The sequence below is a fragment of the Pandoraea commovens genome (assembly GCF_024704525.1).
Taxonomy (GTDB): Bacteria; Pseudomonadota; Gammaproteobacteria; order Burkholderiales; family Burkholderiaceae; genus Pandoraea; species Pandoraea commovens.
Map to the genome: position 1 here is coordinate 427,912 of NZ_CP102780.1, position 25,287 is coordinate 453,198.

At 63.7% G+C, this 25,287-nt stretch carries 22 protein-coding genes and 1 pseudogene; 3 read left to right on the forward strand and 20 right to left on the reverse strand.

Going from position 1 to position 25,287, the window contains the following annotated elements; all coding sequences use genetic code 11:
• Positions 1-283 precede the first annotated feature (283 nt).
• From NTU39_RS02320 to NTU39_RS02370, 11 genes are all read right to left on the reverse strand, one after another.
• On the reverse strand, positions 284-2,425 hold the full coding sequence (locus NTU39_RS02320; RefSeq protein WP_257959112.1) for a hypothetical protein: 2,142 nt from the start codon (positions 2,423-2,425) through the stop codon (positions 284-286).
• 213 nt (positions 2,426-2,638) lie between these two features.
• A complete protein-coding gene (locus tag NTU39_RS02325) occupies positions 2,639-4,663 on the reverse strand; it encodes a hypothetical protein (RefSeq protein ID WP_257959113.1) in 2,025 nt (674 codons plus the stop codon).
• A 218-nt stretch (positions 4,664-4,881) separates the two neighbouring features.
• Positions 4,882-5,829, reverse strand: a complete 948-nt coding sequence (locus tag NTU39_RS02330; protein ID WP_150664043.1) for an NAD(P)H-dependent flavin oxidoreductase — start codon at positions 5,827-5,829, stop codon at positions 4,882-4,884.
• 380 nt (positions 5,830-6,209) lie between these two features.
• Positions 6,210-7,133: an MBL fold metallo-hydrolase gene (locus NTU39_RS02335; RefSeq protein ID WP_150664044.1), complete on the reverse strand. Its 924-nt coding sequence runs from the start codon at positions 7,131-7,133 to the stop codon at positions 6,210-6,212.
• A gap of 50 nt (positions 7,134-7,183) precedes the next feature.
• On the reverse strand, positions 7,184-7,615 hold the full coding sequence (locus tag NTU39_RS02340) for a MaoC family dehydratase (RefSeq protein WP_150664045.1): 432 nt from the start codon (positions 7,613-7,615) through the stop codon (positions 7,184-7,186).
• A gap of 59 nt (positions 7,616-7,674) precedes the next feature.
• Positions 7,675-7,917, reverse strand: coding sequence for a DUF1289 domain-containing protein (locus tag NTU39_RS02345; RefSeq protein WP_257959114.1), 243 nt, complete (start codon positions 7,915-7,917; stop codon positions 7,675-7,677).
• Between the two features lie 31 nt (positions 7,918-7,948).
• Positions 7,949-8,386, reverse strand: coding sequence for a thioesterase family protein (locus NTU39_RS02350; protein WP_150575266.1), 438 nt, complete (start codon positions 8,384-8,386; stop codon positions 7,949-7,951).
• Positions 8,387-8,437: 51 nt separating this feature from the next.
• A complete protein-coding gene (locus tag NTU39_RS02355; RefSeq protein ID WP_150664047.1) occupies positions 8,438-8,956 on the reverse strand; it encodes a YbaK/EbsC family protein in 519 nt (172 codons plus the stop codon).
• A gap of 42 nt (positions 8,957-8,998) precedes the next feature.
• Positions 8,999-9,934 carry a hydroxymethylglutaryl-CoA lyase gene (locus NTU39_RS02360; protein WP_150664048.1) on the reverse strand — a complete coding sequence of 312 codons (936 nt, stop codon included), beginning with the start codon at positions 9,932-9,934 and terminating at the stop codon, positions 8,999-9,001.
• Between the two features lie 93 nt (positions 9,935-10,027).
• Positions 10,028-10,972 carry a 2-hydroxyacid dehydrogenase gene (locus NTU39_RS02365; protein WP_257959117.1) on the reverse strand — a complete coding sequence of 315 codons (945 nt, stop codon included), beginning with the start codon at positions 10,970-10,972 and terminating at the stop codon, positions 10,028-10,030.
• Between the two features lie 127 nt (positions 10,973-11,099).
• Positions 11,100-11,651: a YaeQ family protein gene (locus tag NTU39_RS02370; protein WP_150664050.1), complete on the reverse strand. Its 552-nt coding sequence runs from the start codon at positions 11,649-11,651 to the stop codon at positions 11,100-11,102.
• Between the two features lie 177 nt (positions 11,652-11,828).
• Here NTU39_RS02370 and NTU39_RS02375 point away from each other — a divergent pair, with 177 nt between their 5' ends.
• Positions 11,829-12,665, forward strand: coding sequence for an alpha/beta fold hydrolase (locus NTU39_RS02375; protein ID WP_257959118.1), 837 nt, complete (start codon positions 11,829-11,831; stop codon positions 12,663-12,665).
• A gap of 97 nt (positions 12,666-12,762) precedes the next feature.
• On the opposite strand, the gene NTU39_RS02380 is transcribed toward NTU39_RS02375, so the two are convergent.
• From NTU39_RS02380 to NTU39_RS02390, 3 genes are all read right to left on the reverse strand, one after another.
• Complete coding sequence (locus NTU39_RS02380; RefSeq protein ID WP_257959119.1) at positions 12,763-13,146, reverse strand: helix-turn-helix domain-containing protein; 384 nt, start codon at positions 13,144-13,146, stop codon at positions 12,763-12,765.
• Positions 13,147-13,751: 605 nt separating this feature from the next.
• Positions 13,752-14,489: a helix-turn-helix domain-containing protein gene (locus tag NTU39_RS26880; protein ID WP_308340641.1), complete on the reverse strand. Its 738-nt coding sequence runs from the start codon at positions 14,487-14,489 to the stop codon at positions 13,752-13,754.
• A 128-nt stretch (positions 14,490-14,617) separates the two neighbouring features.
• The gene (locus NTU39_RS02390) at positions 14,618-15,541 is read right to left on the reverse strand and encodes a DMT family transporter (RefSeq protein ID WP_150664053.1); all 924 of its coding nucleotides are present in this window, start codon (positions 15,539-15,541) and stop codon (positions 14,618-14,620) included.
• Positions 15,542-15,896: 355 nt separating this feature from the next.
• On the opposite strand from NTU39_RS02390, the gene NTU39_RS02395 reads away from it, so the two are divergent.
• Entirely contained in the window at positions 15,897-17,165 is a 1,269-nt protein-coding gene (locus NTU39_RS02395; RefSeq protein WP_150664054.1) for a diguanylate cyclase, read from the forward strand.
• An 18-nt stretch (positions 17,166-17,183) separates the two neighbouring features.
• Here the strand turns inward: NTU39_RS02395 and NTU39_RS02400 are convergent, their stop codons facing one another.
• The 4 genes from NTU39_RS02400 to NTU39_RS02415 form a co-directional block, all read right to left on the reverse strand.
• The gene (locus NTU39_RS02400) at positions 17,184-17,429 is read right to left on the reverse strand and encodes a hypothetical protein (RefSeq protein WP_150575275.1); all 246 of its coding nucleotides are present in this window, start codon (positions 17,427-17,429) and stop codon (positions 17,184-17,186) included.
• 694 nt (positions 17,430-18,123) lie between these two features.
• Positions 18,124-18,309: a hypothetical protein gene (locus NTU39_RS02405; protein WP_150664055.1), complete on the reverse strand. Its 186-nt coding sequence runs from the start codon at positions 18,307-18,309 to the stop codon at positions 18,124-18,126.
• Positions 18,310-18,615: 306 nt separating this feature from the next.
• The gene (locus NTU39_RS02410) at positions 18,616-19,830 is read right to left on the reverse strand and encodes a porin (protein WP_150664217.1); all 1,215 of its coding nucleotides are present in this window, start codon (positions 19,828-19,830) and stop codon (positions 18,616-18,618) included.
• A gap of 221 nt (positions 19,831-20,051) precedes the next feature.
• Positions 20,052-21,137, reverse strand: a complete 1,086-nt coding sequence (locus NTU39_RS02415) for an NAD(P)-dependent oxidoreductase (RefSeq protein WP_373275354.1) — start codon at positions 21,135-21,137, stop codon at positions 20,052-20,054.
• A gap of 44 nt (positions 21,138-21,181) precedes the next feature.
• Between NTU39_RS02415 and NTU39_RS02420 the strand changes: the two genes are divergently transcribed.
• Positions 21,182-21,985, forward strand: a complete 804-nt coding sequence (locus NTU39_RS02420) for an AraC family transcriptional regulator (RefSeq protein WP_257959122.1) — start codon at positions 21,182-21,184, stop codon at positions 21,983-21,985.
• A 56-nt stretch (positions 21,986-22,041) separates the two neighbouring features.
• Here the strand turns inward: NTU39_RS02420 and NTU39_RS02425 are convergent, their stop codons facing one another.
• Both NTU39_RS02425 and bioB read right to left on the reverse strand, forming a co-directional pair.
• The gene (locus NTU39_RS02425) at positions 22,042-24,063 is read right to left on the reverse strand and encodes an acetyl/propionyl/methylcrotonyl-CoA carboxylase subunit alpha (RefSeq protein ID WP_257959123.1); all 2,022 of its coding nucleotides are present in this window, start codon (positions 24,061-24,063) and stop codon (positions 22,042-22,044) included.
• Positions 24,064-24,262: 199 nt separating this feature from the next.
• Positions 24,263-25,252 (reverse strand): annotated as a pseudogene (gene bioB, locus NTU39_RS02430) (biotin synthase BioB); the annotation flags it as partial.
• Between the last annotated feature and the right edge of the window lie 35 nt (positions 25,253-25,287).

The window sequence follows — 25,287 nt, forward strand, 5'->3', positions numbered from 1 at the left end:
GGCCCTGCGCGATTTCCGAGTGCGGTCTGCACGACCGGTGTCGAGGGCGCGGGCCGTATGAGCATGGCGGAATGTTCTGGCGAGCGGGTTGCCGGACGCACCCCGCGTTCGCGAAGAGAACTCCGAAGCACGCAATCCGTAGCGAGGCACGGACCCGATGACATGGCAATGTGATGGATAAAGCATGGCAACGTCTCCGAAGGTGCGTCCAGTCACGACGCGCGATGAGCATGAATGGGGAAATCGAACAGTGCGCGTCGCGTGATGACGCAGACATTCACGTTCAGCGTTCCGGCACGCCTGCCGCCGGCGCCTCGTCCGGCGACGATGGCGTGTCCGGTGGTATCAGCATGTTGAGGATGCTGTTGCTCTCACTGCCAAAACTCATCGGGCTGTTGCCGCTACTGCCGCTGCTGCCACTGGCGGCGCTGGCCGCGCTACGCGGCCGCGAGCCTTGGTGCGATCCCGTCAGAGGGCGCGTGATCGAGACGGTGAAGGGATGACCTTCGCCGTGCCCCATCGTGGCGAGGACTTCATCCAGTTGGCGCTGAATGTCGAGGTCGGTGTCCGATTCGATGAACCCCGTGGCTTTGGCTCGACCCCAGGGGTCGAGAATGAGTGTGGAGTCGCGTGTAAGAAGGATCGCGCGCGCAAACACGCGTCTGCCGATGCCATCCGGACGGCCATAGATCGCCGGTTGCGGGGTGGCCAGATGCAGCATGTCGATGAGCGCCTCCTCTTCCGTGTAGAGCACGACGACGTGCGAGGCGCGGTTCATCGGATTGAGCGTGATCATGCGAATCCTCTCTTCGGGCACACCGCTTTCGATCAGCAGATGGAAGAGTATCTCGGCGTTCTCCTGACAGAAAGCCTCGGCGTGTGGATTGTCGGAGTAATACATTGCGGTGGCCGCCGCCGTCTCCCGCTGCTGTTGCAGCAACGGCGCTTCGCGGTCGATGTTGCGCATCGCTTTGCGCAGTGCGGCGCGGTGTCCGACGATCGAATAGTCGCGTGTCGCGCGCAGGTCGGCACGGTTGCCGCGCAACAGTTGTAGGCTGCTCAGACTGCCAAAGGCGGTGTGAATGGCGTCTTGTGTGTCGATTTCGGGCAGATGCGAGATCGCCGCTGCGATGGTCATCCATTCGTCCACGATGCTGTCGGACCCGGGTATGTTCTTGCTTTGCCCGCACCCGCCGCCGCATAGCCGCAATGGGGCATCGGCGCGCCACTCGCGGGTCTCGGGATTGAGTGTCACCGGCACCTGTGCCTTGTCGTGACGCGGGGCATCGACGAACCAGACGTTTTCGTGCGCTCCCTTCGTCACGCGGTAATAGCCGTTGTCACCCGAGAGATAGTGGTGCCCGTCGATCAACGTCACGCGTTTGGCGTCGCCGGGCGGCAGGCGATCCGCGGCGATGCTCTGCTCGTAGCCGGCCAGATACTCACGTTCGCCTGCAATCGTCGTGGATGAGGCCGGTGCTTCGATGGGTGCTGCCGACAAAGTGTCCGCTTCGCGTCTGAGACCGTCGACATCCAGCGCCTGCGCATCTGATGGGGGCGGACGACGAATGACCTGAGCCTGGCCTTGACCGGCATGCGGCTTCGGTTCAATGGGGAGGTGAAGCGTCTCGGCGTCCGAGGCCGCCACGCGAGGCGCCGCGACTTCCGTCTGTTGGCTGCCTTGCCACGCGCGCGGATCGAGCACTCGCGTCAACATCACCATGTCCTCCCCAACGGGCGGCTTGCCTTCGATCTGCTGGGCCGCGACATACGAAACGTCGCCGGGTATGCGGCTTAGGCGCACCTGGGGAATCAGGCTCGTGGACAAGTCCAGCACCTTGCCGCCGCGCTTGACGGACTTGCGTGTTTCGCGCGCAATCGATTCGTCGGCGAAGACCTCGTACGCGTCGCCCAACGAAGCGCCGAATTCCTCGAACGGCGCGCGCGATGCGGCGATGATCCTCAGCAAGTCCAGCAACGTGTAGTCGGTCTTGAGGTATGTGCGCTCGACGAGACGGATGTCGACGTCGTCAGGCGTGGACGTACCGTTCGCCGACGCTTCGGTCTGCGGCGCGAGTGCCTGGCCTGATCCAGGTTGCGAAAGAAAGTAGTTGTCGTCATTCGTATCGGCGACGAGATGTCGACGCGGAATGGCGCCAGCGCCCGGTGACACAAGATTTGCCACGAACAACACGGCGAATGCGGCCGGCCAGATGCCGGGCGCACGCTGCGCCGCGCTCGACGCGCAGGTCGTTTGTGGGACATCGTGAGTGTGATGGGCGGTACGATGTGCATATCGCGCCCGACGGAATGTGACATGAAAGCTGTCGGACACTCCGGCCGACGACGCACGATGCTGACGTGCGGGTGACAGCCCGTAGTGGGGTGTGAAGTGCCGGGGGCTGTGATGCAAGGCGTGCGGCATGGCGTCCTCTCCCAAAGTAGTGGGCCACCGTTTTCGGCGCATGTGCAGCACCATGACGTTTCGGTGGCCCGGGAGATGAAGACTGCCATCGCACCGATGCGCAGGGCTTACGCATCGGTCAGAGCGTCTGTCGTTTTTGGATGCTAGTTATTTCGGATGGCGATGTAAATGATGGATACCCGCGAAGCGTTTCATCCGGTGAAAGAGACCGCTTCACGTCGCCGTCGACGCCGGATTTCCGCTACTTCCGGAACTGCTGGACCCTTTCGAACCCCGCGAGCCACGTGATTCGCTCGGGCTCGGCCGCTGTGCGCGTGCACGATCACGAGGGGCCGGATAAGGGCGCGTCAGCGAGACCCGGAAAGGCTTCCCGGGCCGGTGTCCAGTGTCGGACAACGCAATATCCAGCTCGCTCATCAGTGCCTCGATACTGTCCGCATCGACGAACGAGGAGGCTTTGACACGGCTCCACGGGTCGAGAAGAACGGTGGAGTCGCGCGTCAGGAACAGCGCCGCAGTGAAGCGCTCTCCACTGATGCCGTCGACGTAGCCCTCGACCGGTGGTTGCGGCGTCGACAGATCGAGAAGATCGATGAAATGATCCGACTCGGTATAGAGCACCATGACGTGCGCGGGCTGACTCTTGGGTTGCACCGTCATGATGCGGATGTGATGACTGGGAACGCCACGCGCGAGCAGATAGTGGAACAGAATCTCGGCGTTCTCCTGACAGAACGCTTCCGGACTGAGGTCATAGATACCGGTGTCGATATAGGTGTCGTAATGAATCGCCGTGATCTCGGCGGCTTCGCGCTGTTGCTCAAATAGCGTCGCGTACGGATCGAGACGCATCAACTGCGGCACCAGAATCTTCCGGTGGCCGACGATGGAGTTGTCGCGTAGCGACCGCAAGTCTTCACGATTGGTGCGTAGCAGATGCAGGTGACTGAGATCGTGATAGGCAAGCTGAATGGAGTCCCGCACGTCGCGGTCGGGAATGTGGCGAATCGCATCGGCGATCTGGTTCTGACTCATCGCAACGCTGTCGGGCGTCGACTCCCGGCTCGGACCGCAACCGCCGCCGCATAGCCGCAGCGGTGCTTGTACCTGCCATCGACCGGTCTGAGGATCGTACGTCACAGGCACCTGGGCGCGGATGCCGCGTGGCGCGTCGACCAGCCACTGATTCGCATGCGGTGACCTGGTCAGACGGTAGAACCCGGCCTCTCCGCCGAGATAGTGGCGAGCATCGACGACGAACAACTGTGGATGTGACGTGTCTGGGTGCGCCCCGGACGGGAGCGCCTGTTCGTACCCCTGGAGATGATCGCGCTCGCCTTCGATGCGGGGTTCGTCAAGTCTCTCCGAGACACTGGCGTCAGCAGGCGCAGCCGCAACGACGTCGCCTTCGGCGCTGCCTGCGACATCGAGAACCTCGTGAGCCGACGCGGGACGCTCAGCGACCAACACTTCCGAAGCCACGAGACCTGCCGAGGAATCACCCGTGTGTGTCGGCAATGACGCACCTAGCGTGCGTGGATCGCTCATCTGGATCAAGGAAGCGATGCGTTCGGCATTCGTAGGTTTGCCCTCGGCCGCATCGGCCGCCGCTTCCGCTAGATGGCCGCCGAGACGCGCGCTTTGCACCGACGGAATCAACGCAGTCACCATGTCGATAAACGCGCCGACGTCCTTCACCGTCTCCAGCGTTTCCCGGTCCAGTTCTTCGCCAGCGACGAGGACATGCATCTCGTTGATCGCCTTCCCCAGATTCTGGAACGGTGAGCTCGATGCGCCGAACGCGCGCATCAGCTGCGGCAAGGAGTAGTCGGACTGGATGGCGGCGTGTTGGACGGGCGCGCGTTGCACATCGTCCAGGGTGCCTGCGGCGACATCGGAGATATGGAGCGCAGCATCACCGCCGATGTCCTCTGCGGGGCGGCGATCGTTACGCGAGAAGGGAAGTCGCGGCCCCGCCAGTGTGTGGGGCACGAGATTGGCGACGACGGCCAGTGCGAATACCGTCTGCCATTGGCCGACGGACGACGCTCGCCCCGATGCGCTGCGGCACGGACCGGTCGCCGCTGCGACGTGCGTACGCGGCGAGGCGCGCGTCCCGCGAAAATGACGCGGAAACTCATGCCCACCGTAGCGGCTGCTCTGGCGACGGTTGGCGGTAGGGGAAAGTCTGTAGCAGGGCGCGGAACCGATCGCGCGATGGTGTGGCATATGCGACATGGGAAGGCCTCCTTAAACCACATAAGGGCACAAAAGGCGGGCCGTGCATGTATTGCCGAAGACAGTGTCATGCGCCAGCCCGGGTGGAGGAGCTTGCCACTGGCAGGCGCGCGGATGCTTGCGTTTCGTTGGGTCGCGCTGTCGATTCTGCGAATTTGCGAGGGGATGCCGATGTTGTCATACGGCGCGAGACGAAAGCCGCCTCGCGCCGCGATACATCAGCCTGCCAGACGCTTGCGCGTGTCGTCGTACTCCTGCTTCAGGCGCGCAACGATGTCCGCCGCCGGACGCACATCGTCCATCAACCCCACGCCCTGACCCGCACCCCAGATATCCTTCCACGCTTTCGCCTTGGAGAAGTTCATCGCGGTCTTGTCGGCGGTGGGCAGGTTCTCGGGATCGAGACCCGCATTCAGAATGCTCTGGCGGATGTAGTTGCCCGACACGCCGGTGAAGAGGTTCGTGTAGACAATGTCGTTGGCGCTGGCGTCGACGATGGCTTGCTTGTAGGTGTCGCTCGCGTTCGCCTCGGTGGACGCGATGAAGCGCGTGCCGATGTAGGCGAGGTCCGCGCCCATCGCCTGCGCAGCGAGAATCGACCCGCCGTTGGCAATCGAGCCGGAGAGCACGATGGGGCCGTCGAAGATCTTGCGCACTTCGCCCACGAGCGCGAACGGCGAGAGCATGCCTGCATGACCGCCCGCGCCGGCGGCCACGAGAATCAGACCATCCACACCGGCTTCGAGCGCCTTGTTGGCATGACGCAGATTGATGACGTCGTGCAGCACGATGCCACCGTAGCTGTGCACGGCGTCGAGCACTTCCTTGGGCGGTGCGCGCAGGCTCGTGATGAAGATCGGCACGCGATGCTCGACACACACGCGCACGTCATGCTCAAGCCGTTGATTCGACTGATGCACGATCTGGTTGACGGCGAGCGGGCCGACGACGGCGTCCGGATTCGCCGCCTTGTACGACGCAAGTTCTTCGGTGATGCGCGACAACCAGTCTTCGAGAATCTGCGGCTCGCGCGCGTTGAGCGCGGGGAACGAGCCGACGATACCGGCCTTGCATTGCGCGAGCACCAGTTCCGGGTAGCTCACGATGAACATCGGCGACGCCACGACAGGCAACGCCAGGTTTTGCAGAATCTTGGGAAGGGCCATGAAGTCTCCTGAGGCAGGACGTTCGGTGTGCGCTCGCCGGTACGTGAGAGTCGGGTCGCGGCATGGCTGTCACGGCAATTTCGCGAACGATCGTTCGATTATAGGGGGATTCGGACGTCGCCCGGTGAGCGGTCACTCGAAGAAAGCTTCGGTTCCGATGCGCTGATTGCCGCCGTATCAGGGAAAGTCCTCTTGGGTCGATGCCCTGTGCTGACTACGATATAGACGCGTGCCAGGGGACACCGGTAGCCGGTGTCGCAGGACGAGCGCCGCGTTAGCGACCGCAGCGCTTGTCCGGCACGTCACGTCCTCAAACGCCGCTTGCCGTCACTGGCGAGCGGCGTTATTTTTTTGCCACCGAAAAGGGGGCGTGCACCCGCTCACACGGCGTGCAACGTGTCCGTCTCGGCGTCGTAGCGCAGCGCACCGGCTTTGACCAGTTCCGCGACGAGCGTGTCGAGTAACGCAGGCCACCCGGAAGGCGGAGCGAGCATCGCTGCCGCATTACGCCAGGCGCGCGCCGTGTCGAGCGTCGCTTTGAGCATTGCGCCCGTCATCTGTCCTTGCGCCATCAACTTGAACACGATCAGCACCTTCAGCGCGTTGCGGGCATTGCGGGCGGGATCGCTTTGCAGATAGTCGAGTCGTCCGCGCGCGGCGGCGAGCGCACCGTCGATGTCGTCGAACGGCTTGCCATGTCCGGGAATCACCAGCGAGACGTCGAACTGCTCGATGAGGTCGAGCACGGCGGCCTGCTCGGTGAATCCCGACTCGCCGTCGAGTTCCGGGAAGATCACGCCGAAGCCGCGCTCCCAGAGCGCGTCGCCGGAGATGAGAATGCCGTCGGCGGCGTTGTAGAGCATCAGCGCGTGCGGATCGTGTCCCGGCGCGCCGAGTACCAGCCATTCGTGCTCGCCGAGCGCGATGGTGTCGCCGGGCGAGAGCGTGTCGTCGAACGTAAAGCGTGCGCATTGCTGGCCGGTCGCGTCGAACGACAGGCGGTGCTCGTCCCAGTGACGCACGGGATCGGCCTCGGCGGCGGGCACCCACGTGCGGCAGCCGTAGCGGGCCTGCAACGCCGCATTGCCGCCACAGTGGTCGGAATGCAGGTGCGTGTTGATGAGGCGGGCGAGGGTTCGGCCTTCGGGCAGCGCGTGCGCCACGAGGGCCAGCGTTTGCTCCGAGTGACTGACGTAGCCGCTGTCGACGAGCGCGGGCTCGTCGCCGAGGAACAGCACATTGTTCGATGAGAGCCAGCCGCGCTCGAACACGCGCAACCCGGCGGGCAGGGTAAGCGAGGTCATTGGGCGTATCTCGTTAGGCTTTGGAGATGTTCTTTAGCTTGCGCCAGCGATCAGGCGGGCTTGGCGCAGACGAGGATCTTGGCTGTCGCCGCAATCACCGTCTCGCCGTGCTGATTCACGGCCTCACCGTCGAGCGACACGATGTCGCCTGCCAGCTTCTCTTTCCACAGACTGTCGGTGACCGTCCAGCGCACGGTGATGTCGTCGCCCGCATGCACGGCGCGGCGAAGCTTCATGTCGAACTCCAGACCGAGCGGTTGCGCCGTCTTCGAGTAGTGCGTAGCGAGGAGTGCTGCGAGATACGACATCTGCTGCGTACCCGACGAGATCAGTCCCCCGAAACGCGGATCGGCTGCGGCGTACTCGGCGTCGAGATGCAGCGGATTGAAATCGTGCGCAAGCGTGGAGAATTCGCGGATCGAATCCGGCGAGAAGTGGTGGCTGGCGGAGAACGTCTCGCCGACGGCAACGATTTTTCCCATGAGTAATGACGATAGTTGGGCAGAAATTGCGTGAGTGGCGGTGCGTATCGCGAAATGGGCTAGGCGTCGCTCGCGCCCGGCTTGCTCACGACCACGCGACGATGCATCTCGGGCGGCGCTTCATGCTCCGCGCGGCGTGCGGGCAGCAGCGACCAGACGAGGCGTTTGGCGTCGTCCGCCATCGTTGACCATGCGGCGATCTCGTCGAGGGTGCGCCAGCAGCCCGAGCACCAGCCCGTCGCAGGATTCATGCGGCAGATGTTGGTGCAGGGCGACGGGACAGGAGAGTCGAACGAGGTCATGAGCGTGCGTCGGGCGCGTGAGGTATCGGTTTCAGATGGGCAGGCCGAGCTTGGCCGCTTTCTCGCGCAATTTGCCGTGAAAGCGTTCCTGATCGACGATCACGCGCTCATGCGTGCCTGAACTGACCTTGTCGAGACCGTCCCAGGCGGCGACTTCGAAGCGCAGCGTGCGCCCGTCGACGTCGATCAGCTTGCCCCGGATGCGCAACGTGTCACCCGCAGGCGTCGCCGCCAGATGCGTGAAGGAGACTAGCGTGCCGAGCGACTGCTCGCGCGGCCAGTCCAGATACGGACGGATCGCCTGAAGACATGCGCACTCGAGAATGCCCGCGAGATAGCCCGTGGCCAGCACCGCAGGCATGTCGCGGCAGAGTTCGACATCGTCGTAGAGTTCGGGGACCACGGCCTTTTTCGGCACGCGATACGTCCACTCGAATGTCAGGCCCGGCACAAGTTCTGGGCTCGGCATGGCAGGTCTCCTTGTTCTTGTGAGCGGTGACGGGGCGTCGACCGTGCGTCGTCAGCTACGCAGCGCGACGTCGACGACCGGTGCGCCCGTCATTGCCACCAATTGCTGCGGCGTGAGGTTGAACACGGCGTGCGGGTGCCCGGCGGCGGCCCACAGGCTCGCGAGCTTCAGCAGGTCTTCGTCGATCAGCGTGACGGGCGAGACGACGTGCCCGATCGGGCTCACGCCGCCAATCGAGTAACCGGTCTTTTCCTTGACGAAGCGGGCGTCGGCGCGGGCCAGTTCGCCCACCTGCGCGGCGACCTTCTTCTCATCCACGCGGTTGATGCCGCTGGCAATGACGAGCACCGGCGTGTCGTCGGCCGCGCGACGGAAGATGATCGACTTGGCGATCTGTGCGACTTCGCAGCCCAGGCCTGCGGCCGCTTCCGCCGAGGTCTTGCCGGTGGCGGGCAGCAGCACGATCGGCTGGTCGTGGCCCATGCCCGCGAGCAGCCGTGCGACGTGGCGCGCACCTTCGGGCAGTTGATGTTCGTCGGCGGATTCGGGGATCTGTGGCGAGTCGCTCATGGTCGGGTCGGTCGGGTCCGTGGGGCGCTTCAGGGGGCCGCGTTAATTAGTCGAGGCAGCGGCGTCTTTCAGCTTCGCGAGCATTGCGCGGCCCACGCGCGAGGCGTTCGGGCGGCCGATGGCTTGCGAAATGAAGTCGCCCGTGTGCACGACCGCTTCGAGATCGATGCCTGTTTCGATGCCCAGCCCTTGCAGCAGATACAGCACGTCTTCCGTCGCCACGTTGCCGGTCGCACCCTTGGCGTACGGACAGCCGCCGAGACCGGCGACGGACGAATGGAAGATCGAGATGCCCGAAAGCAGCGCGGCGTAGATGTTAGCCGTCGCCTGACCGTAGGTGTCGTGGAAGTGTCCCGACAGACGCTCGATGGGGAACACCTTCGCGCAGGCGTCCATGACTTCGCGCGTGCGGGTGGGCGTACCGACCCCGATGGTGTCGGCAATGTCGATCTCGTCGCAACCGAGTGCGGCAAGTCGCTTGACGACGTCCACCACGCTCGCGACCGGCACTTCACCCTGATACGGGCAGCCGAGTGCGCACGAGATGCTGCCGCGCAGACGCAGACCTGCCTCTTTGGCGGCGCGGGCGACCGGCTCGAATCGCGTGATGCTCTCTTCGATGGAGCAGTTGATGTTGCGTTGCGAGAAGGCTTCGCTCGCGGCGGCGAAGATCACCACTTCGTCCGCCTTCGCGGCGACCGCGCCTTCGAAGCCGCGCATGTTCGGGGTGAGCACCGAATAGATCGTGCCCGGACGACGCGTGATGCCAGCCATGACTTCGGCCCCATCGGCCATCTGCGGCACCCACTTCGGCGACACGAACGACGTCGCCTCGATGTTGGCGAAGCCCGCGGCCGAGAGACGGTCGATCAGCGCGATCTTGATATCCGTAGCAACGGGCTGCTTTTCGTTTTGCAGGCCGTCGCGCGGGCCGACTTCGACCACTTTCACACGTTGCGGCAGATGAGATGCGGACATGGGGATCGGTCTCCTCTAATTCGTCTGGTGGGGATCGGCCGCGACGCACCCGTCGGCGGCTCAGTCGTCTTGTTGGTTCGCTCGTTCGGTCGCTCAGTAGCCGCGCGTCAGGTCGACGATGCCGGTAATGGCTTCGCCGCGTGACATCGCGGCAATCTTTCCTGCGATTTGCGCGACGGTCTCGTCACGTAGCGTCAGCGCCGAGATGTGCGGCGTGACCGTGACCTTCGGGGCGCGCCAGAACGGATGCTCGGCCGGTAACGGCTCGGTGCGGAACACGTCGAGCGTGGCACCGGCGATCTGGCCGCTGTCGAGGGCGGCCAGCAGGTCGTCGTCGACCAGATGTGCGCCGCGTGCCACGTTGATCAGGTACGCGCCCTGCGCGAGCTTCGCAAACAGGTCGGCGTTCAGCACGTCTACCGTTTGCGGCGTGAGCGGCAGCAGGTTGACGAGAATGCGTGCGCCCGACACGCAGGCGTCGAACCCTGCATCGCCGTGATAGAGAGTGATGCCCGTGTCGTCCTGACGCTCGCTACGGCTCCACGCGCGCACCGGAAACCCGAACGTCTTCAGCGCTTTGGCCACGTGCGCGCCGAGCGTGCCGTAACCCAGTACCGCGACGGGGAAGTCGGCGAGCCGGTTCGGCTTCTGGAATTTCCACTGGCTTTCGGTTTGCTGGGTCTGGAAGTCGTCGAGGCGGCGGAAGTACCGCAGTGCGGCGGCGCTGACGTATTGCGCCATCTGGTCGGCCATGCCCGCATCTTCGAGGCGCACGAGCGGAACGCCCGGCGGCAGACGGTGCGCGCTCTCGCCGTGCGCACCGAGCACGCCATCGACGCCCGCCCCCATATTGAAGATCGCCTTCAGGCGCTCACGAGGTTGCAGGACTTCGGCGTTCGGCTTCCACAGCACGATGTAGTCGGCGGGGGCCGTGTCGCCCGGCTGCCAGCCACGGATGTTGGCCTGCGGCAGATGCTCGGCGAGGCCGGTTTCATAGGCGGCAGTCTTGCCGTCCGGGGAGAAGATCAGGATGTCCATGAGGTGCGCGGCAGGCGTGGGTGGACGCGTGCCGTCGCAACAGCTGCGTTCACTCGATTTACGTTAACGTCAAGTGTAACGCAGCTTCGGCTCGCCCATGTATTGGGGCGAGGCCTGAGCCAGAGGCTCAGTCGCGGGCGGCCGCGCGCAGGGTTTCGAGCTTGACCGCGAAATTGTGGTTGTCGTCCGCGACCCAGACTTCGCCGTCCTGAATCGTGCATTGCAGGCGCATCGTGCGCGAGGCCAGCGCCGTCAGGGCTTCGGCGGATTCGTCGTCGAGCATCCGCACGGTGAGGTTCGACAGACGGTTGATCTCCTTCTCGGTCGCCTGCCACCACACGGCGGCGGGCTTGCCGCCGTAGGCGATCACGTCGACATGCTCGGCACGGCCTGCTGCTTTGACCAGACGACGGGCATCCGGCTGGCCGACATCGATCCAGCGAACGATATCGCCGCCGAAATCGTGCTCCCAGAGGTCCGGCTCGTCGGCCGTGGAAATGCCCTTGCCGAACGAGAGGCGCTCGCCCGCATACAACATGAATGCGAGCACGCGCACCATCATGCGCTCGTCGGTTTCCGACGGATGACGGGCAATCGTGAGGTTGTGGGATGCGTAGTAGTGACGGTCGAGGTCGGTGATTTGCACCTCGGCCTTATAGATAGTGGCTTTGAGCGCCATGCAGGGAAACCGCAGGATTGAAGAAAGTCGCAAGCATACACCAGGCGGTGTGGCGTTCTGTGTGAGGCCCCGTCACGTCCGTCACGTCCGTCACGTCCGTTACGCCCGTGGCGCACCGCAGCAAAGGGTTTGCAAGCTCGGTATACTGGCGCCTTCGTCTTACCTGATGTATCCCCCATGCCGGTTCCTGCACCGCAAACGATCGACGTCAACGGCTACCCGATGGCCTACGTCGAAACCCCCGCCCCCGCCGAGGCTGTCGGCGCGCCGCTAGTGCTGGTTCACGGATCGCTTTGCGACTACCGATACTTCAAACCGAATATGGCCCCGCTGGGGCAGCGTCGGCGCGTCATTTCGGTCAGCCTGCGTCACTATTTTCCCGAAGCCTGGAATGGCCACGACGGTGAGTTCTCCGGTGAGCAACACGCCGAAGACCTCGCGGCCTTCATTACGGCGCTCGGTGTCGGCCCCGTCCACGTGCTGGGCCATTCGCGCGGCGGCTATGTCGCGCTGCGCACCGCGTTGCTCGCACCCGACACCGTCCGCTCGCTGATCCTCGCCGACCCGGGCGTAGAAATCAGCGGCGGCCCGGTGCAGATTCCGCTCGACAGCGAGCGCGGCAATTTCCGTGAAGCGGCATTGAAAGCCATCGAAGCGGGCGATATCGACGGTGGTCTCGCACTCTTTATCGATACGGTGAGCGGTCCGGACACTTGGCGTCGCATGGTGCCGTGGTTCAAACAGATGGTGCGCGACAATGCGCGCACCCTGATCGGGCAGGTCGCCGAACCGCGCACGCCGCTGCCGATCGACGCCCTCGGCGCACTCCACGCGCCGGTGCTGCTGATGGGCGGCGCCGAAAGTCCCGCGCCGTATCCGGACGTGCTCAATGCGCTGGCGTATGCGATGCCCGAAGCGCGTCGCATGGTGATTCAGGACGCGTCGCACGGCATGAATCTCGCCAATCCGATCGCATTTCACCGCGCGGTCGACGCCTTCCTCGGCACCGACTGATCCGGCGAGCGCAGCGTCGGGCCTGGCGTCCTGCCCTCGCGCTGCCTCACGCGCATTGCCTGTCGTACGCGCTTTCTGCCGGTCGCGACTTCCAATTTCATTCGTCACGCAACAACCCGTGACCCAGCCGCAGGCTCAGGGTGCGGACCAGATCGGCCATCCATGCCTGATCGCGATCGGACAACTTCTGCATGGCACGATTGAGCGACGGACACGGATCGCAGGGGACCGACACGCTCGGGCCGATGTCCGCCGCCATGCCGCTCGACGCGTCGAATGCCAGCAACTCATGCGGGGGCAGTCCCAGCGTGTCGGCAAGAATACAGATGTTGCGCAGCGAGATGTTGCGTTTGCCGCGCTCGACACCACTCAGATAGGAACGTGCGAGACCGCTCTCCAGCGCAAGTTTGTCCTGCGCCCAGTTGTACTTCTTGCGCAAACCGGCGAGATGTCTGCCGAATCGAAATAAATTGGTGTCCATAAAAAAGTTTCCTTGTTCGGGACGAGAAGATTGGAACAAAAATCCGGCATCGGGGACGGTGCCTCGGGTGTCCCTCGTTTGTGAGGCACGAACTACCGGGAGCGTCGCGCAGATTTTTTGCGGACTTTCGGAGAAGGCACAACGAGTGCAGTCGCTCTGACGGTGACGGCGGCGCTATTTCGCGTACCGCCGTACTGCACCGACGCGCTGTGAGGTGTCGTGTCGCTCTCCCGTCAACCAGCGCCGCGCAGTGTGACACTGGTCTGACCGGTAGAAGTAGAGCGGGGATTCTGAAAGGTTCCGCGTTGGGATGTCACTCGATGATGACGAGCCGAGCCGGATATTGTGTCCAGCGTCGTGGAATTGCGGTAGGCGTCGACTCGCTGTCGCTCCTGTCGTCGTTGACGCGCACGTCGCCGCGTTCTCTTCGTTCGGTGACGACGCGGTCCGCGCAAGAGCGGCTATTTTTAATAGGTTAATTAGTCACTTTTACGAGACGAATCATCGCGCAACGCCCCCCGTGTGGCAGAGGGACTTTGCGCGATGTCCTAAGCACTAATGGCGTGGCGATGGCACACGCTTTCGACCATGCCTCGTTCGCGCACTCATTCGCGTTCTTCTCTGCTGGCAGGCCAGCGCAGTGGGTCCTCTTGCGCCACGACGTTCGTGCCCGGCGCTGTGGCCGCGCGGGGCGATCGATCCATTTCGCCGTCCTGTCGACGGTCCGGATCGCCGATGCGGTGAGAGCCCTCGCTCGCCTGCGCGTCGGCATGCGTCACGTTGACTTCTGAAGACGCTTCCGAGATGGCCGGGTACCGGGTGGGCGAGGTAGAGGGGGGGTGATGGTGGACGGGAAATCCGGCGTCCAGGTCCCCACTGTCGTCGGGCGTGTCGTCGTCGAATGCACCCGCATGCGCGCCGACGGACGTCGTGCCGTGGGAAGACTGCGCGTAGGCGCTCGTGGCGGACGGCGGCGCCGCGTGACTCAGGCGTGAGCTGAGACTGCGGATGATCTCTGCGAGCCAGACCTGATCGCGGTTCTCCAGCTTGCACAGTGACCGGCTGATCTGCGGCAGCGGCGTGCGCTCGGAGGCCACCGCCACGTCTTCTGCACCGCCTGCGGCGGCCTGAGCGAAACGCAGCATTTCGGACGTTGGCACGCCCAGCGTGTCTGCCAACACGCAAATGTTGACGAGAGCGACATTGCGTCTGCCCCGTTCGATACCGCTGACATACGAGCGTGCCAGACCGCTCTCTAGGGCAAGCTTCTCCTGCGACCAGCCGCGCGCCTTACGCAAGCGGGCCAGATGGTCTCCGAACAGGGCGAGTGGATTGGTTTGCATGGCGAACTCCGTTGACGAGTCACACAGCGTAATCAATCCCCCCGCGCCCTGCGACGTTATATCGCTCTCCTCCCCATGCGTGACGGGCGGGCCTCTATAAAGAGTCGGTGACGCTAATAGCGCAAAATTTATCGGACGCTTCCCAATTCATCCGCCACAGCGGGCATCGGTTCACGCGCTTTGCGAATCGGCAGATGCCAGTTTTCGCCGAGTGCCACCCCCGCGAGAATCAGCGCGCCGCCCAGAAGGTGATAACCGGCGAGATGCTCTCCGAGACCGAAGGCTGCGATCAGGGCCGTGAAGATCGGCACCAGATTGATGACGACGGTCGCGCGACGCGGGCCGATGCGCGCAACGCCGATCATCCAGATGAACGGGGCGGCGATGGACACCGGGATCGTCGCGAAGGCCAGCTCCGGCAGGTTGTCCATCGAAATGCCTGCCTTCTCCGAGATCAGATAGAACGGCAGCAGCGCGATGACCGCGAACATGATCTGCGCGTACAGCGACGGCAGCGGGGCGAGCGGCAGATGCCATTTGCGCAGCAGCACGCAGTACACGGCGTACGCGAGCATGGCGGCGACCATCATGGCGTCGCCCACACCGATGCCCTGATCGGCGAGATGCAGCAGCGAGCCGTGTCCGACGACCAGCAGCACGCCACCGATCGACATCAAGCCACCGGCCAGCGCACCGGCGGTGAGGGCGTCGCCCAGCAGCATGACCGCGAGCGTGAGGGTCGTGAGGGGCAGCAGCGCCAGAATGATCCCCATATTGGTGGCACTCGTGTAATGCGCTGCCGAATAGGCGAGGCCCTGATAGATCGCCATACCCAGCACGCCAAGGGTGGCGTATTGCGCCATATGGGGCGCAAATTGACGGCGGGCGCGCCACAACGCGGGCAACGCAAACGGCGTGAGCAGCAACGCGGCGGCGAACCAGCGCAGGAACGCAATCTCAGCAGGGAAGATGTGACCGACGGCAAGCTTGTTGACGATCACGTTGGCCGACCAGATAAGCACTGCGGTCAGCGGCAGAATGAAATTAGCCATGATGTATGCGATGTGCCGGTCGGGGGGCGACCGGCGGGTGTCTTACGAACTGAGGCAAATTGTCCGCCCTAAAGGTATCCGTCGCATAGCGAATTTCAGACAAACGATAAGGTATTTCGGACGTGACGTCCGTGGCTATATTGACCACCCTCAACGTCAGGCGCTTCGGAATCGCTCGCCGACGTTGCCGCAGGTAGAATGGCGCCATCGGGTCCTTGCGGTGACCGTAAGCCAATGTGTTCGCACGCACGAAGCGCGATGCCCGGCCACACGGTGCGATGACATCGTGCGCGTATTTCGTAGTCCGTCGTTCTTGATTCGTGGTCCGTGGTTCGTGCAGGTTGATCGGAGCAGCATGGTGTCAGTGAGTCAGCAAGACAGCAACGCGCGCGCCGACGGCACGCTACAACACCGAAGGACGGGGACCGCCGCTTCGGCGTCTGCCGCTGCCGGTGTCGATCCCGCCGTCGCAGGCAAGGGCAAGCGTTTCGTACGACGCATCTACCGTCTGCGGACCATCGGTCTGGGCATCGGATTCTTCTGTGTCGCAGGCGTCTTCTATCGACTCGATCCGCCCACGCCGCTGTGGCTGTGGGCGCTTGTGATCTTCCACGGTTTCGTCTGGCCGCATCTGGCCTGTGTACTCGCGCTGTCGCGCCCGGTCCCTTACCGCGCCGAGCGCACGAATCTGATGATCGATGCGGCATTCGGTGGCTTCTGGGTCGCTGCAATGCAGTTCAATCTGCTGCCGAGCGTCGTCGTCCTCGCGATGATGTCGATGGATAACATCGGCGCGGGCGGCGTACGGCTTTTTCTTCAGGGGCTGCTGGCCAATGTCGTTGGCGGACTGATCGGGATCGCCTTGCTTGGCTTTGTCTGGGCCCCCGCGTCCGATACCTTCAATGTCATCACGAGTTTGCCGATGGTGATTCTGTATCCCGTCGCACTCGGCAAGGTGACGTATGACCTCGCGCAGAAGCTGTCGCAGCGCTCTCGGGAAATGGAGCATCTGTCGCGACACGATGGCCTGACGGGCCTGCTCAATCGGCGGGCGTGGGAGCAGCGGCTGGCCGACATCCACGAGCATTGCGCACACACGGAGCAACCGGCGTGTCTGGTGCTGATGGATTTGGATCACTTCAAGCGCATCAACGACACGCTTGGCCACGCAGCGGGCGACTCGGCGCTACGGCGCTTTGCCGGACTGCTGCGTCAGCGTCTGCGAGAGATCGACGCGGTCGGGCGATATGGTGGGGAAGAGTTCGGTGCCGTGCTGGTCAACACCGGCGAAGTCGCGGGACGCGATCTGATGCATCGGCTGCTCGCCGATTTGCGCGCCCGTGTGGCGCAGGCAGAAGCGCAAATGCGACAGGACGAAGCGCTTCGTGTGTCGCTCACGGAGTGCACGGTGAGTATCGGGCTGGTGCCTTTTTCGAGCGCTTTCGACACCCCGCAGGCATGGCTTCAGCAAGCCGATCGTGCGTTGTATCGGGCTAAACGTCAGGGGCGCGACGGGATGGTGGTGCTTGAAGCCGGTGCCTTCGGTATGTCCGGCGCAGGGGCTGCGCCGAATCGCGAAGACGCTACCGGCGGTACAGATGCAGCAGGCGCCAAAGACGTATAGCGCCTGATGCTTACCGGCTCAACGCGTGCACAGGCGTGCAAACGCGCCACGCAGCGCCGCAGGCAGACCAGCGGCGAAATTGAACGGACGGGCCAGTGCGGCCAGACCCTCGCCATTGAGTACTCGCGCGCCTTCCAGATGCGTGGCCAGCACGCAGAAATCTTCACGGCGCATGCCCACACGCTGACACGCGTGATCGAGTTGCTTCAGGTCGTTCGGATGCAGACTGATGGTGAGGGTAATGCGCTCTGGGTCGGTGTTCATGACTTTCAATTTTCTCTTTTTCGATACATCGGGCATGACGCACGGGTAGGCGCATGCCAAACGCCCACGCGATAACGCGGGCGAGCCGGATCCGACTGCGTGGGATCGGGCCTGTAGGGCGCACATGGCGGACACGTCGGGCGAACGAAACGTCGTCAGGGTAAAGACGATTTCGGTCCGCCGATGCACGCGATGTCTGATCGTGGCGTCGGGTTGTTTTAAGTAACGCGTGGGCAATACGAGGCTGTGGGCGCGTAATCCGCCGCCTGAGTGCTGCGCGGGCGGCGGTACGGCACTAACGCGTGAGAGCGATGCCTCGTAACAACAGGGAGGGCTGACTCTCCATCCGGCCATCGCACAAGCGCCGGAATACAGCATGAGTACTGCGGGACTGCGAATTGCAACTGCGGTATTGCTTTGATGTTGCTTAGATATTGCTTAGATATTGCAGGGTACTGCGGTGATGCGAGACCTTCTGAACTACAGGACTGCGATTGATGCGTGTACAGCGATGCAGACTTCAAACGACCAATACTGCGACTTGCTGAACTGCTACTGCGGATAAAGCGGAACTACGAGTAATACAAGACTTCCGAACTGCTACTGCTACTGCTACTGCTACTGCTACTGCTACTGCTACTGCTACTGCTACTGCTACTGCTACTGCTACCACCTGCTGCAAGACGACGCTGAGTTATGCGGCGTCCTTAAACTGAATACGGGGGCACGGCGTGATACGGTGGCTGCGGCGGTAGCGCAACACGCGGTCCATATGCGCTGCCGAGGCGTTGCGCACTGCACGGCGGTGCAACTGCTTCACACGTGCTGCCGACACCGAAACGGCCAATGCCGCGACAACCAACCAACTGACGAAAACCACAACACTTCTCCCCGTTGAGTGCAGCGCCGAGACGATCCGGGATGAACCAGTACGCATCGAATTCGAAGGGAAATCAAAAAGCGTGGTGAGCGCCGGTCGCTAACTTCAATGGAGTGAATTCTAAATAGATTCCCGAATAGGGTAAACCCTTAAAATCGTAAATGGTGTATTTTTTTAGACTCATTAATCCAATATTCCAAACGGTCGTTTGAATGTGGATGCCATTGAATCCGGGGAGAAAACGGCTCAAACCCGCATGCCTTCACGGGTTCGAGCCGATTGGCCGATTTGGCCGGAGACGGACGATCAGAAGCTGTGCTTCAGCCCCATGCCCAGCAGTAACTGCGTGCGGGCACCGGCGTCGATCCCATAGGAGCCGACCGAGGCCGTCGCTTCCACGGCCTGTCCCTGATTCAGCGTTTTGCCGACCGCTTGCTGATAGCCGCCAATCACATAAGTGGACGTGCGCTTGGACAACGCATAGGTGACGCCCGCGTTGAACTGGTTGTAATGCGCACCGAGGGTGCCGTCGGCGCGCATGCGCGTGTAGCTGTAGCCGATACCGGTGTTGATGGCTGGCGTAAGCGCATAGGTGGCGAACGCATTCACGCTGTCGAACTTCGCAGTGCCGGTGAACAGCGACATGGCGTCGCTCGCGTACTGCGCGTTCGAGAACGTCACGCCGAGAATCGCCGGACCGATCGCGTACTTACCGCCCACCCGTGCAATGCTCACCTTGCTTGCCGTGCGGAAGCCGGCGTTGATCGGCGAGTTGAACAGCGACCCCGCGCTGCTCGTCCATTCGCGATATGGCCAGTCACCGTTGGTGAGCGGGTTGCCGCGGTTGCTGCCGCCATCTGCGAAGAAGTAGCCGGCCGCGAGAGCGACCGGGCCATTGCTGTAGGCTCCCGCGAGGCCGTATGAGCGTCCTGCGCCTGTCTTCCCTGCGACGTTGCCGGTCGCATACATCCCTTCGAATTGCAGACCACCGAAATTCGGCGTGGCGTAACGGATCGAGTTGTTGATGCGTGCGCCGTTGTCGTAGTTGTCTACGTCGCCCGGCGTGGCGAAGAAGCCGCCGAAGTAGCCGTCTGCGGTCAGGCCCTGCACGAGATTGACGACCGGATCGTACTGACGGCCGATCGTCACTTCGCCCCATTCGCTGCTGCGCAGACCGACGATGGCTTTGCGCCCAAACGCGAGACCGCCGTTGCCCATCGATCCGTTGACAGCGTTGAAACCGCTTTCGATCTGGAACAACGCCGAGAGGCCGTTCCCCAGCGATTCCGTGCCGCGCAGGCCCCAGCGGCTGCCGCCGATGATGTTGCTCGTGATGCCGGTGAACGACTCAGGGCCGTTGGCGACCGCCGTGTGATTGGCGTGCACGATACCGGAGTCGATCGTGCCGTAGAGCGTCACATTGCTTTGTGCGCTGACGCCGCACGGCAGTGCGAGCAACGCGAGCGTCGCGGCGAGCGCGAGGGTGCGCAGGCCGGTGTTCAGGTGTGGACGTTGGTTCATGATGTCGAGCGCGTTGGCGCGCATGGTTGAAATCGACATCGAGAATATTGGCGAACACCTATTCGGATTCCTTATGAAAATTCCGAAACCCCGGAGATCCGCATGGCAGCGACCATCGTCCGAGGCCGCTGCCAGATTTTCTAGGAACCCTCCTTAGGCGCCTCGTGCAAACACCGCGATAAGCGTGCTGACGAAGCTCCCCGCTGGACGCGTAGCTGACGTCAGGATCCGTCGTTACCTTCCTCGCTGCCTTCACCCTGACCTCGCGGCAAACCCGCACGCCGCAAGGCGACACGTGAAAGCGCGGCCCAGTCGAGTTGTCCTTCATCGTGCGCGAGGCTGTCGAGGTGGTTGTCGCGCAGCACGCTCGCGAACGGCATGGGAACGTTCGCGGCTTCACCTGCGAGCAACGCCAGGCGCACGTCCTTCGCGCCGAGCGCGAGCTTGAAGCCCGCGGGTTCGAACACCTGCTTCGAAATCGCCCCGCCGTATCCGGTGTAAGCGGGCGTGTTGAAAACCGTCGACGTCACCATCTCGAGGAAGTCGCTGCCTGCAACCCCGTGACCTTGTGCGAGCGCGGCTGCCTCGCTCATCGACTCGATGGCGCTGGCGATCATGAAGTTCGACGCGAGCTTCACGACGTTCGCCTGCTCGGGCGTGTCACCGAATCGCCAGGTGCGCTGACCGAGAACATCGAACAGCGGCTGCACCGTATCGATGACCGACGCCTCGCCCGCGACCAGCACGTTGAGCTTTCCGGCCTCGGCCACATTCACGCGTCCCAACACCGGTGCGGCCAGATACCGCAGACCTAGCGTTTCGCATTGCGCGTGCATCTCGCGGGCGAAGTCGAGCGAGACCGTGGCCATGTTCACCACGATGGCACCGCGCGTGAGGGCATGAAGCGCACCACCGTCGCATAGCACCGTGCGTGAGGTGTCGTCGTCGGCCAGCATGGCGATCAGCACGTCGACACCGAGCGCGGCCTGCGCGGGGCTCGCCGTCGGCGTGGCGCCCTCAGCGGCGAGGGCGTCCACGGGGCCGCGCGAACGGTTCCACACGCGCAGCGCGTAGCCTGCCTTCAATAGATTGCGCGCCATCGGGGCGCCCATCGTGCCGAGTCCGAGAAATCCGATATTCATACTTTCTCCTGATGCAAAGGAATGTGTTGCAGCGCGTGGCGCTAAGGACCACCGGGTCGGTAGAGTCCATCGAGTACCCGCACGGGCGACGCGCGTCAGCCAGCAGCATGACACCGGAAGCGAGTTTTCGCAGAGGAGACCGGCGAACGGTAAGATGGACGCCATCGACTCCCACGGGCAGGCGGCCCCGCATCGCCTGCGTCCTCACCATGACCGTTCGCTACAACTGGCCGACCTTCAAGACGCTGCCGTACCCGGTCTACTTCCGCTACGACGAGTTCGACGCGCAGACCGCCTGGGTGCCGCATCGTCACGACTGGGGGACGTTCAGCTACGTGGCGAACGGCGTCATGCAGATCGAGATCGAGGGCACGCGCTTTCTCTCGCCACCGCAATACGCCGTGTGGGTGCCGCCGAAGGCGACGCACGCGAGCTTCAACGCGCACGCCGTGATCTACCGATCCGTGTACATCGACGCCTCGCTCGCCAGCGGCCTCCCGGCGAAGGCGGCGACGTTACGCATCAGTGGCTTGCTGCGCGCGATCCTGCTGGACTTCGCGGAGCGCGGCGTCGCGTGCCCGCAGACCGATGCCGACCGACGGCTTGCACAGGTGCTCATCGACCAGATCGCGCTGGCCCCGGCGGAGCCGCGCTTCTTGCCGCAGGCGAGGTCGCCCTCGCTGGTGCGTGTGCTGGATGCGTTACAGAGCGAGCCTGCCGATAACCGCACACTCGCCGCGTGGGCGAAGACGATGTCGATGACGGAGCGCACGCTGGCGCGTCACTGTCTGACGGAGCTGGGGATGACGCTGGGGCAATGGCGGCAGCGCATGCGCTTTCTGCGGGCCATCGAGGGGTTGGAGGCGGGGCGGACGGTGAAGTCGATCGCGTTCGATCTGGGCTACGCCACACCGTCGGCGTTCATCGAGATGTTCACGCGCCAGTCGGGACTGACGCCGGAGCAATTCCGGCGTCAGACGATCCTCAGCGCGTCCGCGCACGATTCGGCATGATTTCAGCGTGATACCTGGCCTTCGTGTGCGAGATGGTCCTTACGACGCGATAAAACTCACCGCTTGAACGCCAGCAACTGCGCGCCTTCCGGCACCTGATCGCCCACGGCGTACAGCACTTCTTCGATCTCGCCGTCGGCGGGTGCGCTGATGGTGTGTTCCATCTTCATCGCTTCCATCACGAGCAGCGGCGCGCCTTTCTCGACCTTCGTACCGACGGCCGCCAGCACGGCGATGACCTTGCCCGGCATCGGTGCGGTCAGACGGCCTTCGCCGCCTTCCTGCGCGCCTGCCTGTGCGAGCGGATCGTGCCAGCGCAGCGTCCACGACTGACCGTCGGCGAAGACGTGAGCCGTCTCGTGTTCGAAGTCGACGTGGCCCTGCACGCGGCGCTCGCCGAGCGTCACGCGGTACACGCCCGCGTCGTGGGCATAGCGGTACGGGTAGGTCTGTGCGTCGACCGTCAGCGTGCTGGCCTGCGCACCGCTCGTGAGCACGACGTCAAGGCGCGTCTCGCCATGATCGAACGAGAGCGTGCGCTGATAGTCGCCGTTCAGCCGCCAGCCCGTCGCGAGTTGCCACGGCGAATGACGGTCGATGCTGTCCTGATACTTACGGAAGCCGACGACCGTCTCGCGTGCGAGTTGTGCCGCAACAGCCAGCGCGAGCGTCGTGGCGGGCACTGGCGCTGCGGCCGGGAACAGCGTGTCGCGATGGCGTTCGATGAGGCCCGTGTCGAGATCGGCCCCGGCGAACGGTTCGCTCGCCACGAGACGTCCGAGGAATGCGATGTTCGTCTGCACGCCGACCACACGGTACTGGCCCAGCGCACGACGCATGCGTGCGAGCGCTTCGTCGCGGTCCTGTCCCCACACGATCAGCTTGGCGATCATCGGGTCGTAGAACGGGGAGATGGTATCGCCCTCGCGCACACCCGAGTCGATACGCACACCCGCCGGGGACGTTGTGCCACCGATTTCGAACTGCACCGCTGCGGGCGGACGCAGCGTCGAGAGCGTGCCCGTCGACGGCAGGAAGTTGTTATCCGGATTTTCAGCGTAAATACGCGCTTCGAGCGCATGGCCGTGAATGCGCAGCTCGTCCTGCTTGCGGGGCAGCACTTCGCCTGCGGCCACACGCAGTTGCCATTCGACCAGATCGAGGCCGGTGATCATTTCGGTGACGGGGTGTTCGACCTGAAGACGCGTATTCATCTCCATGAAGTAGAACGAGCCGTCCTGATTGGCGATGAACTCGACGGTGCCCGCACCGACGTAGCCCACGGCGCGCGCGGCATTGCACGCCGCTTCGCCCATCGCACGGCGACGTGCTTCGGGCATGCCCGGCGCGGGCGCTTCTTCCAGCACCTTCTGGTGGCGACGTTGCACCGAGCAGTCGCGCTCGAACAGATAGACGCAGTTGCCGTGGGTGTCGGCAAACACCTGAATTTCGATGTGACGCGGACGCGTCAGATACTTCTCAACGAGCACGCGTTCGTCGCCGAAGCTACTCGCGGCTTCGCGCTGGCAAGAAGCGAGCGCGGCGCGGAATTCTTCGCTGCGCTCGACCACGCGCATGCCTTTGCCGCCACCACCAGCGCTGGCCTTGAGCAGCACCGGGTAGCCGATCTCGTCGGCGCGTGCGTGGAGGAAGGCGGCGTCCTGGTTGTCGCCGTGATAGCCCGGCACGAGCGGCACGGCCGCGCCTTCCATCAGCGTCTTGGCGGCGCTCTTGCTGCCCATTGCGTGGATGGCGCCGACCGGCGGGCCGATGAAGACGATGCCGGCCTCATGGCAGGCAGCGGCGAACGCTTCGTTCTCGGACAGGAAGCCGTAGCCCGGGTGGATGGCCTGAGCACCGGTGGCCTTGGCGGCTGCGATGATGGCGTCGATGCGCAGGTAGCTCTCGCGAGCGGCCGCACCGCCTACGTGCACCGCTTCGTCGCACACGGCGACATGCTTGGCGTGCGCATCGGCGTCGGAATAGACAGCGACCGTGCGGATGCCCAGCCGTGCGGCCGTGGCAGCCACTCGGCAGGCGATTTCGCCGCGGTTGGCGATGAGGATTTTGTCGAACATGTTGCCTCCGGAAAATGATCGATTTGGGCGGCGTTGGTGACTAACGTCTCCGCTTGTGACGGAGGGGCAGCGCACTGACACCATTCTCTTTGCTATTCAGCTCTGCCGCCACAACGGATGGAGCGGATCGTCTGTTGCGATCTGGTCGTTGTGGTGGCACTTATCCTTCAACACCTGCGCGGCGACCGCGTTGCTCCGCTTAGTGGGTCGCGCAGGGCTTCAATGCGTCGCACTCGCTCGCGTCGCCCGCATTCTCCGCACCGAGCTTCTCTTCGGTCGACGTGCGCATGCCGAGGCGTGCGAGCAGCGCGCGGTCGGCTTCGGCTTGCGGGTTCTGCGTGACGAGCAGCTTCTCGCCGTAGAACATCGAGTTCGCCCCGGCGAGGAAGCACAGCGATTGCAGTGAGTCGTCCATCATTTCGCGCCCGGCCGACAGACGCACCATCGCGCGCGGCATCGTGATACGTGCCACGGCGATCGTGCGCACGAAGTCGAACGGATCGACGCTCTCGTTGTTCTCCAGCGGCGTGCCCTCGACCTTCATCAGGTTGTTGATGGGCACCGACTCCGGATACGGCGACATGTTCGCGAGTTGCGCGATCAGACCGGCGCGCTCACGGCGCGTCTCGCCCAGACCGACGATGCCGCCGCAGCACACCTTGAGACCGGCGTCGCGCACGCGGGCGAGCGTGTCGAGACGGTCCTGATACGTGCGCGTCGTGATGATCTGACCGTAGAACTCGGGCGACGTATCGAGGTTGTGGTTGTAGTAGTCGAGACCTGCGTCGCGCAGTTGCTGCGCCTGACCGTCGCGCAGCATGCCGAGCGTCACGCACGTCTCCAGACCCAGCGCCTTCACGCTGCGGACCATCTCGCCCACGGCGTCGACCTGATGCGGCTTCGGGCTGCGCCACGCAGCGCCCATACAGAAGCGCGTAGCACCGGCTTCCTTGGCGCGTTGTGCGGCGGCGACCACTTCCTCGACGGGCATCAGCTTCTCGGCTTCCACGCCGGTGTCGTAGCGCGCCGACTGCGGGCAGTACGAGCAGTCTTCCGGGCAACCGCCGGTCTTGATCGAGAGCAGCGTCGAGAGCTGAACGGCGTTGGCGTCGAAATGCTCGCGGTGCACTTGCTGCGCGCGGAAGATCAGGTCGTTGAACGGCAGGGCAAACAGCGCTTCGATGTCGGCGACGGTCCAGGGCGTGTCGTTACGGCGCAGGGCTT

Coding starts and splice junctions, on each gene's coding strand:
- NTU39_RS02355 (WP_150664047.1), bottom strand. CDS start 8,956: ATGAGCGACTCGCCACAGATCCCCGAATCCGCCGACGAACATCAACTG.
- NTU39_RS26880 (WP_308340641.1), bottom strand. CDS start 14,489: ATGCAAACCAATCCACTCGCCCTGTTCGGAGACCATCTGGCCCGCTTG.
- NTU39_RS02420 (WP_257959122.1), top strand. CDS start 21,182: ATGACCGTTCGCTACAACTGGCCGACCTTCAAGACGCTGCCGTACCCG.
- NTU39_RS02335 (WP_150664044.1), bottom strand. CDS start 7,133: ATGACCTCGCTTACCCTGCCCGCCGGGTTGCGCGTGTTCGAGCGCGGC.
- NTU39_RS02325 (WP_257959113.1), bottom strand. CDS start 4,663: ATGTCGCATATGCCACACCATCGCGCGATCGGTTCCGCGCCCTGCTAC.
- NTU39_RS02400 (WP_150575275.1), bottom strand. CDS start 17,429: ATGAACACCGACCCAGAGCGCATTACCCTCACCATCAGTCTGCATCCG.
- NTU39_RS02320 (WP_257959112.1), bottom strand. CDS start 2,425: ATGCCGCACGCCTTGCATCACAGCCCCCGGCACTTCACACCCCACTAC.
- NTU39_RS02345 (WP_257959114.1), bottom strand. CDS start 7,917: ATGACCTCGTTCGACTCTCCTGTCCCGTCGCCCTGCACCAACATCTGC.
- NTU39_RS02415 (WP_373275354.1), bottom strand. CDS start 21,137: ATGGCGTCCATCTTACCGTTCGCCGGTCTCCTCTGCGAAAACTCGCTT.
- NTU39_RS02390 (WP_150664053.1), bottom strand. CDS start 15,541: ATGGCTAATTTCATTCTGCCGCTGACCGCAGTGCTTATCTGGTCGGCC.
- NTU39_RS02375 (WP_257959118.1), top strand. CDS start 11,829: ATGCCGGTTCCTGCACCGCAAACGATCGACGTCAACGGCTACCCGATG.
- NTU39_RS02330 (WP_150664043.1), bottom strand. CDS start 5,829: ATGGCCCTTCCCAAGATTCTGCAAAACCTGGCGTTGCCTGTCGTGGCG.
- NTU39_RS02410 (WP_150664217.1), bottom strand. CDS start 19,830: ATGAACCAACGTCCACACCTGAACACCGGCCTGCGCACCCTCGCGCTC.
- NTU39_RS02340 (WP_150664045.1), bottom strand. CDS start 7,615: ATGGGAAAAATCGTTGCCGTCGGCGAGACGTTCTCCGCCAGCCACCAC.
- NTU39_RS02350 (WP_150575266.1), bottom strand. CDS start 8,386: ATGCCGAGCCCAGAACTTGTGCCGGGCCTGACATTCGAGTGGACGTAT.
- NTU39_RS02360 (WP_150664048.1), bottom strand. CDS start 9,934: ATGTCCGCATCTCATCTGCCGCAACGTGTGAAAGTGGTCGAAGTCGGC.
- NTU39_RS02380 (WP_257959119.1), bottom strand. CDS start 13,146: ATGGACACCAATTTATTTCGATTCGGCAGACATCTCGCCGGTTTGCGC.
- NTU39_RS02370 (WP_150664050.1), bottom strand. CDS start 11,651: ATGGCGCTCAAAGCCACTATCTATAAGGCCGAGGTGCAAATCACCGAC.
- NTU39_RS02365 (WP_257959117.1), bottom strand. CDS start 10,972: ATGGACATCCTGATCTTCTCCCCGGACGGCAAGACTGCCGCCTATGAA.
- NTU39_RS02395 (WP_150664054.1), top strand. CDS start 15,897: ATGGTGTCAGTGAGTCAGCAAGACAGCAACGCGCGCGCCGACGGCACG.
- NTU39_RS02425 (WP_257959123.1), bottom strand. CDS start 24,063: ATGTTCGACAAAATCCTCATCGCCAACCGCGGCGAAATCGCCTGCCGA.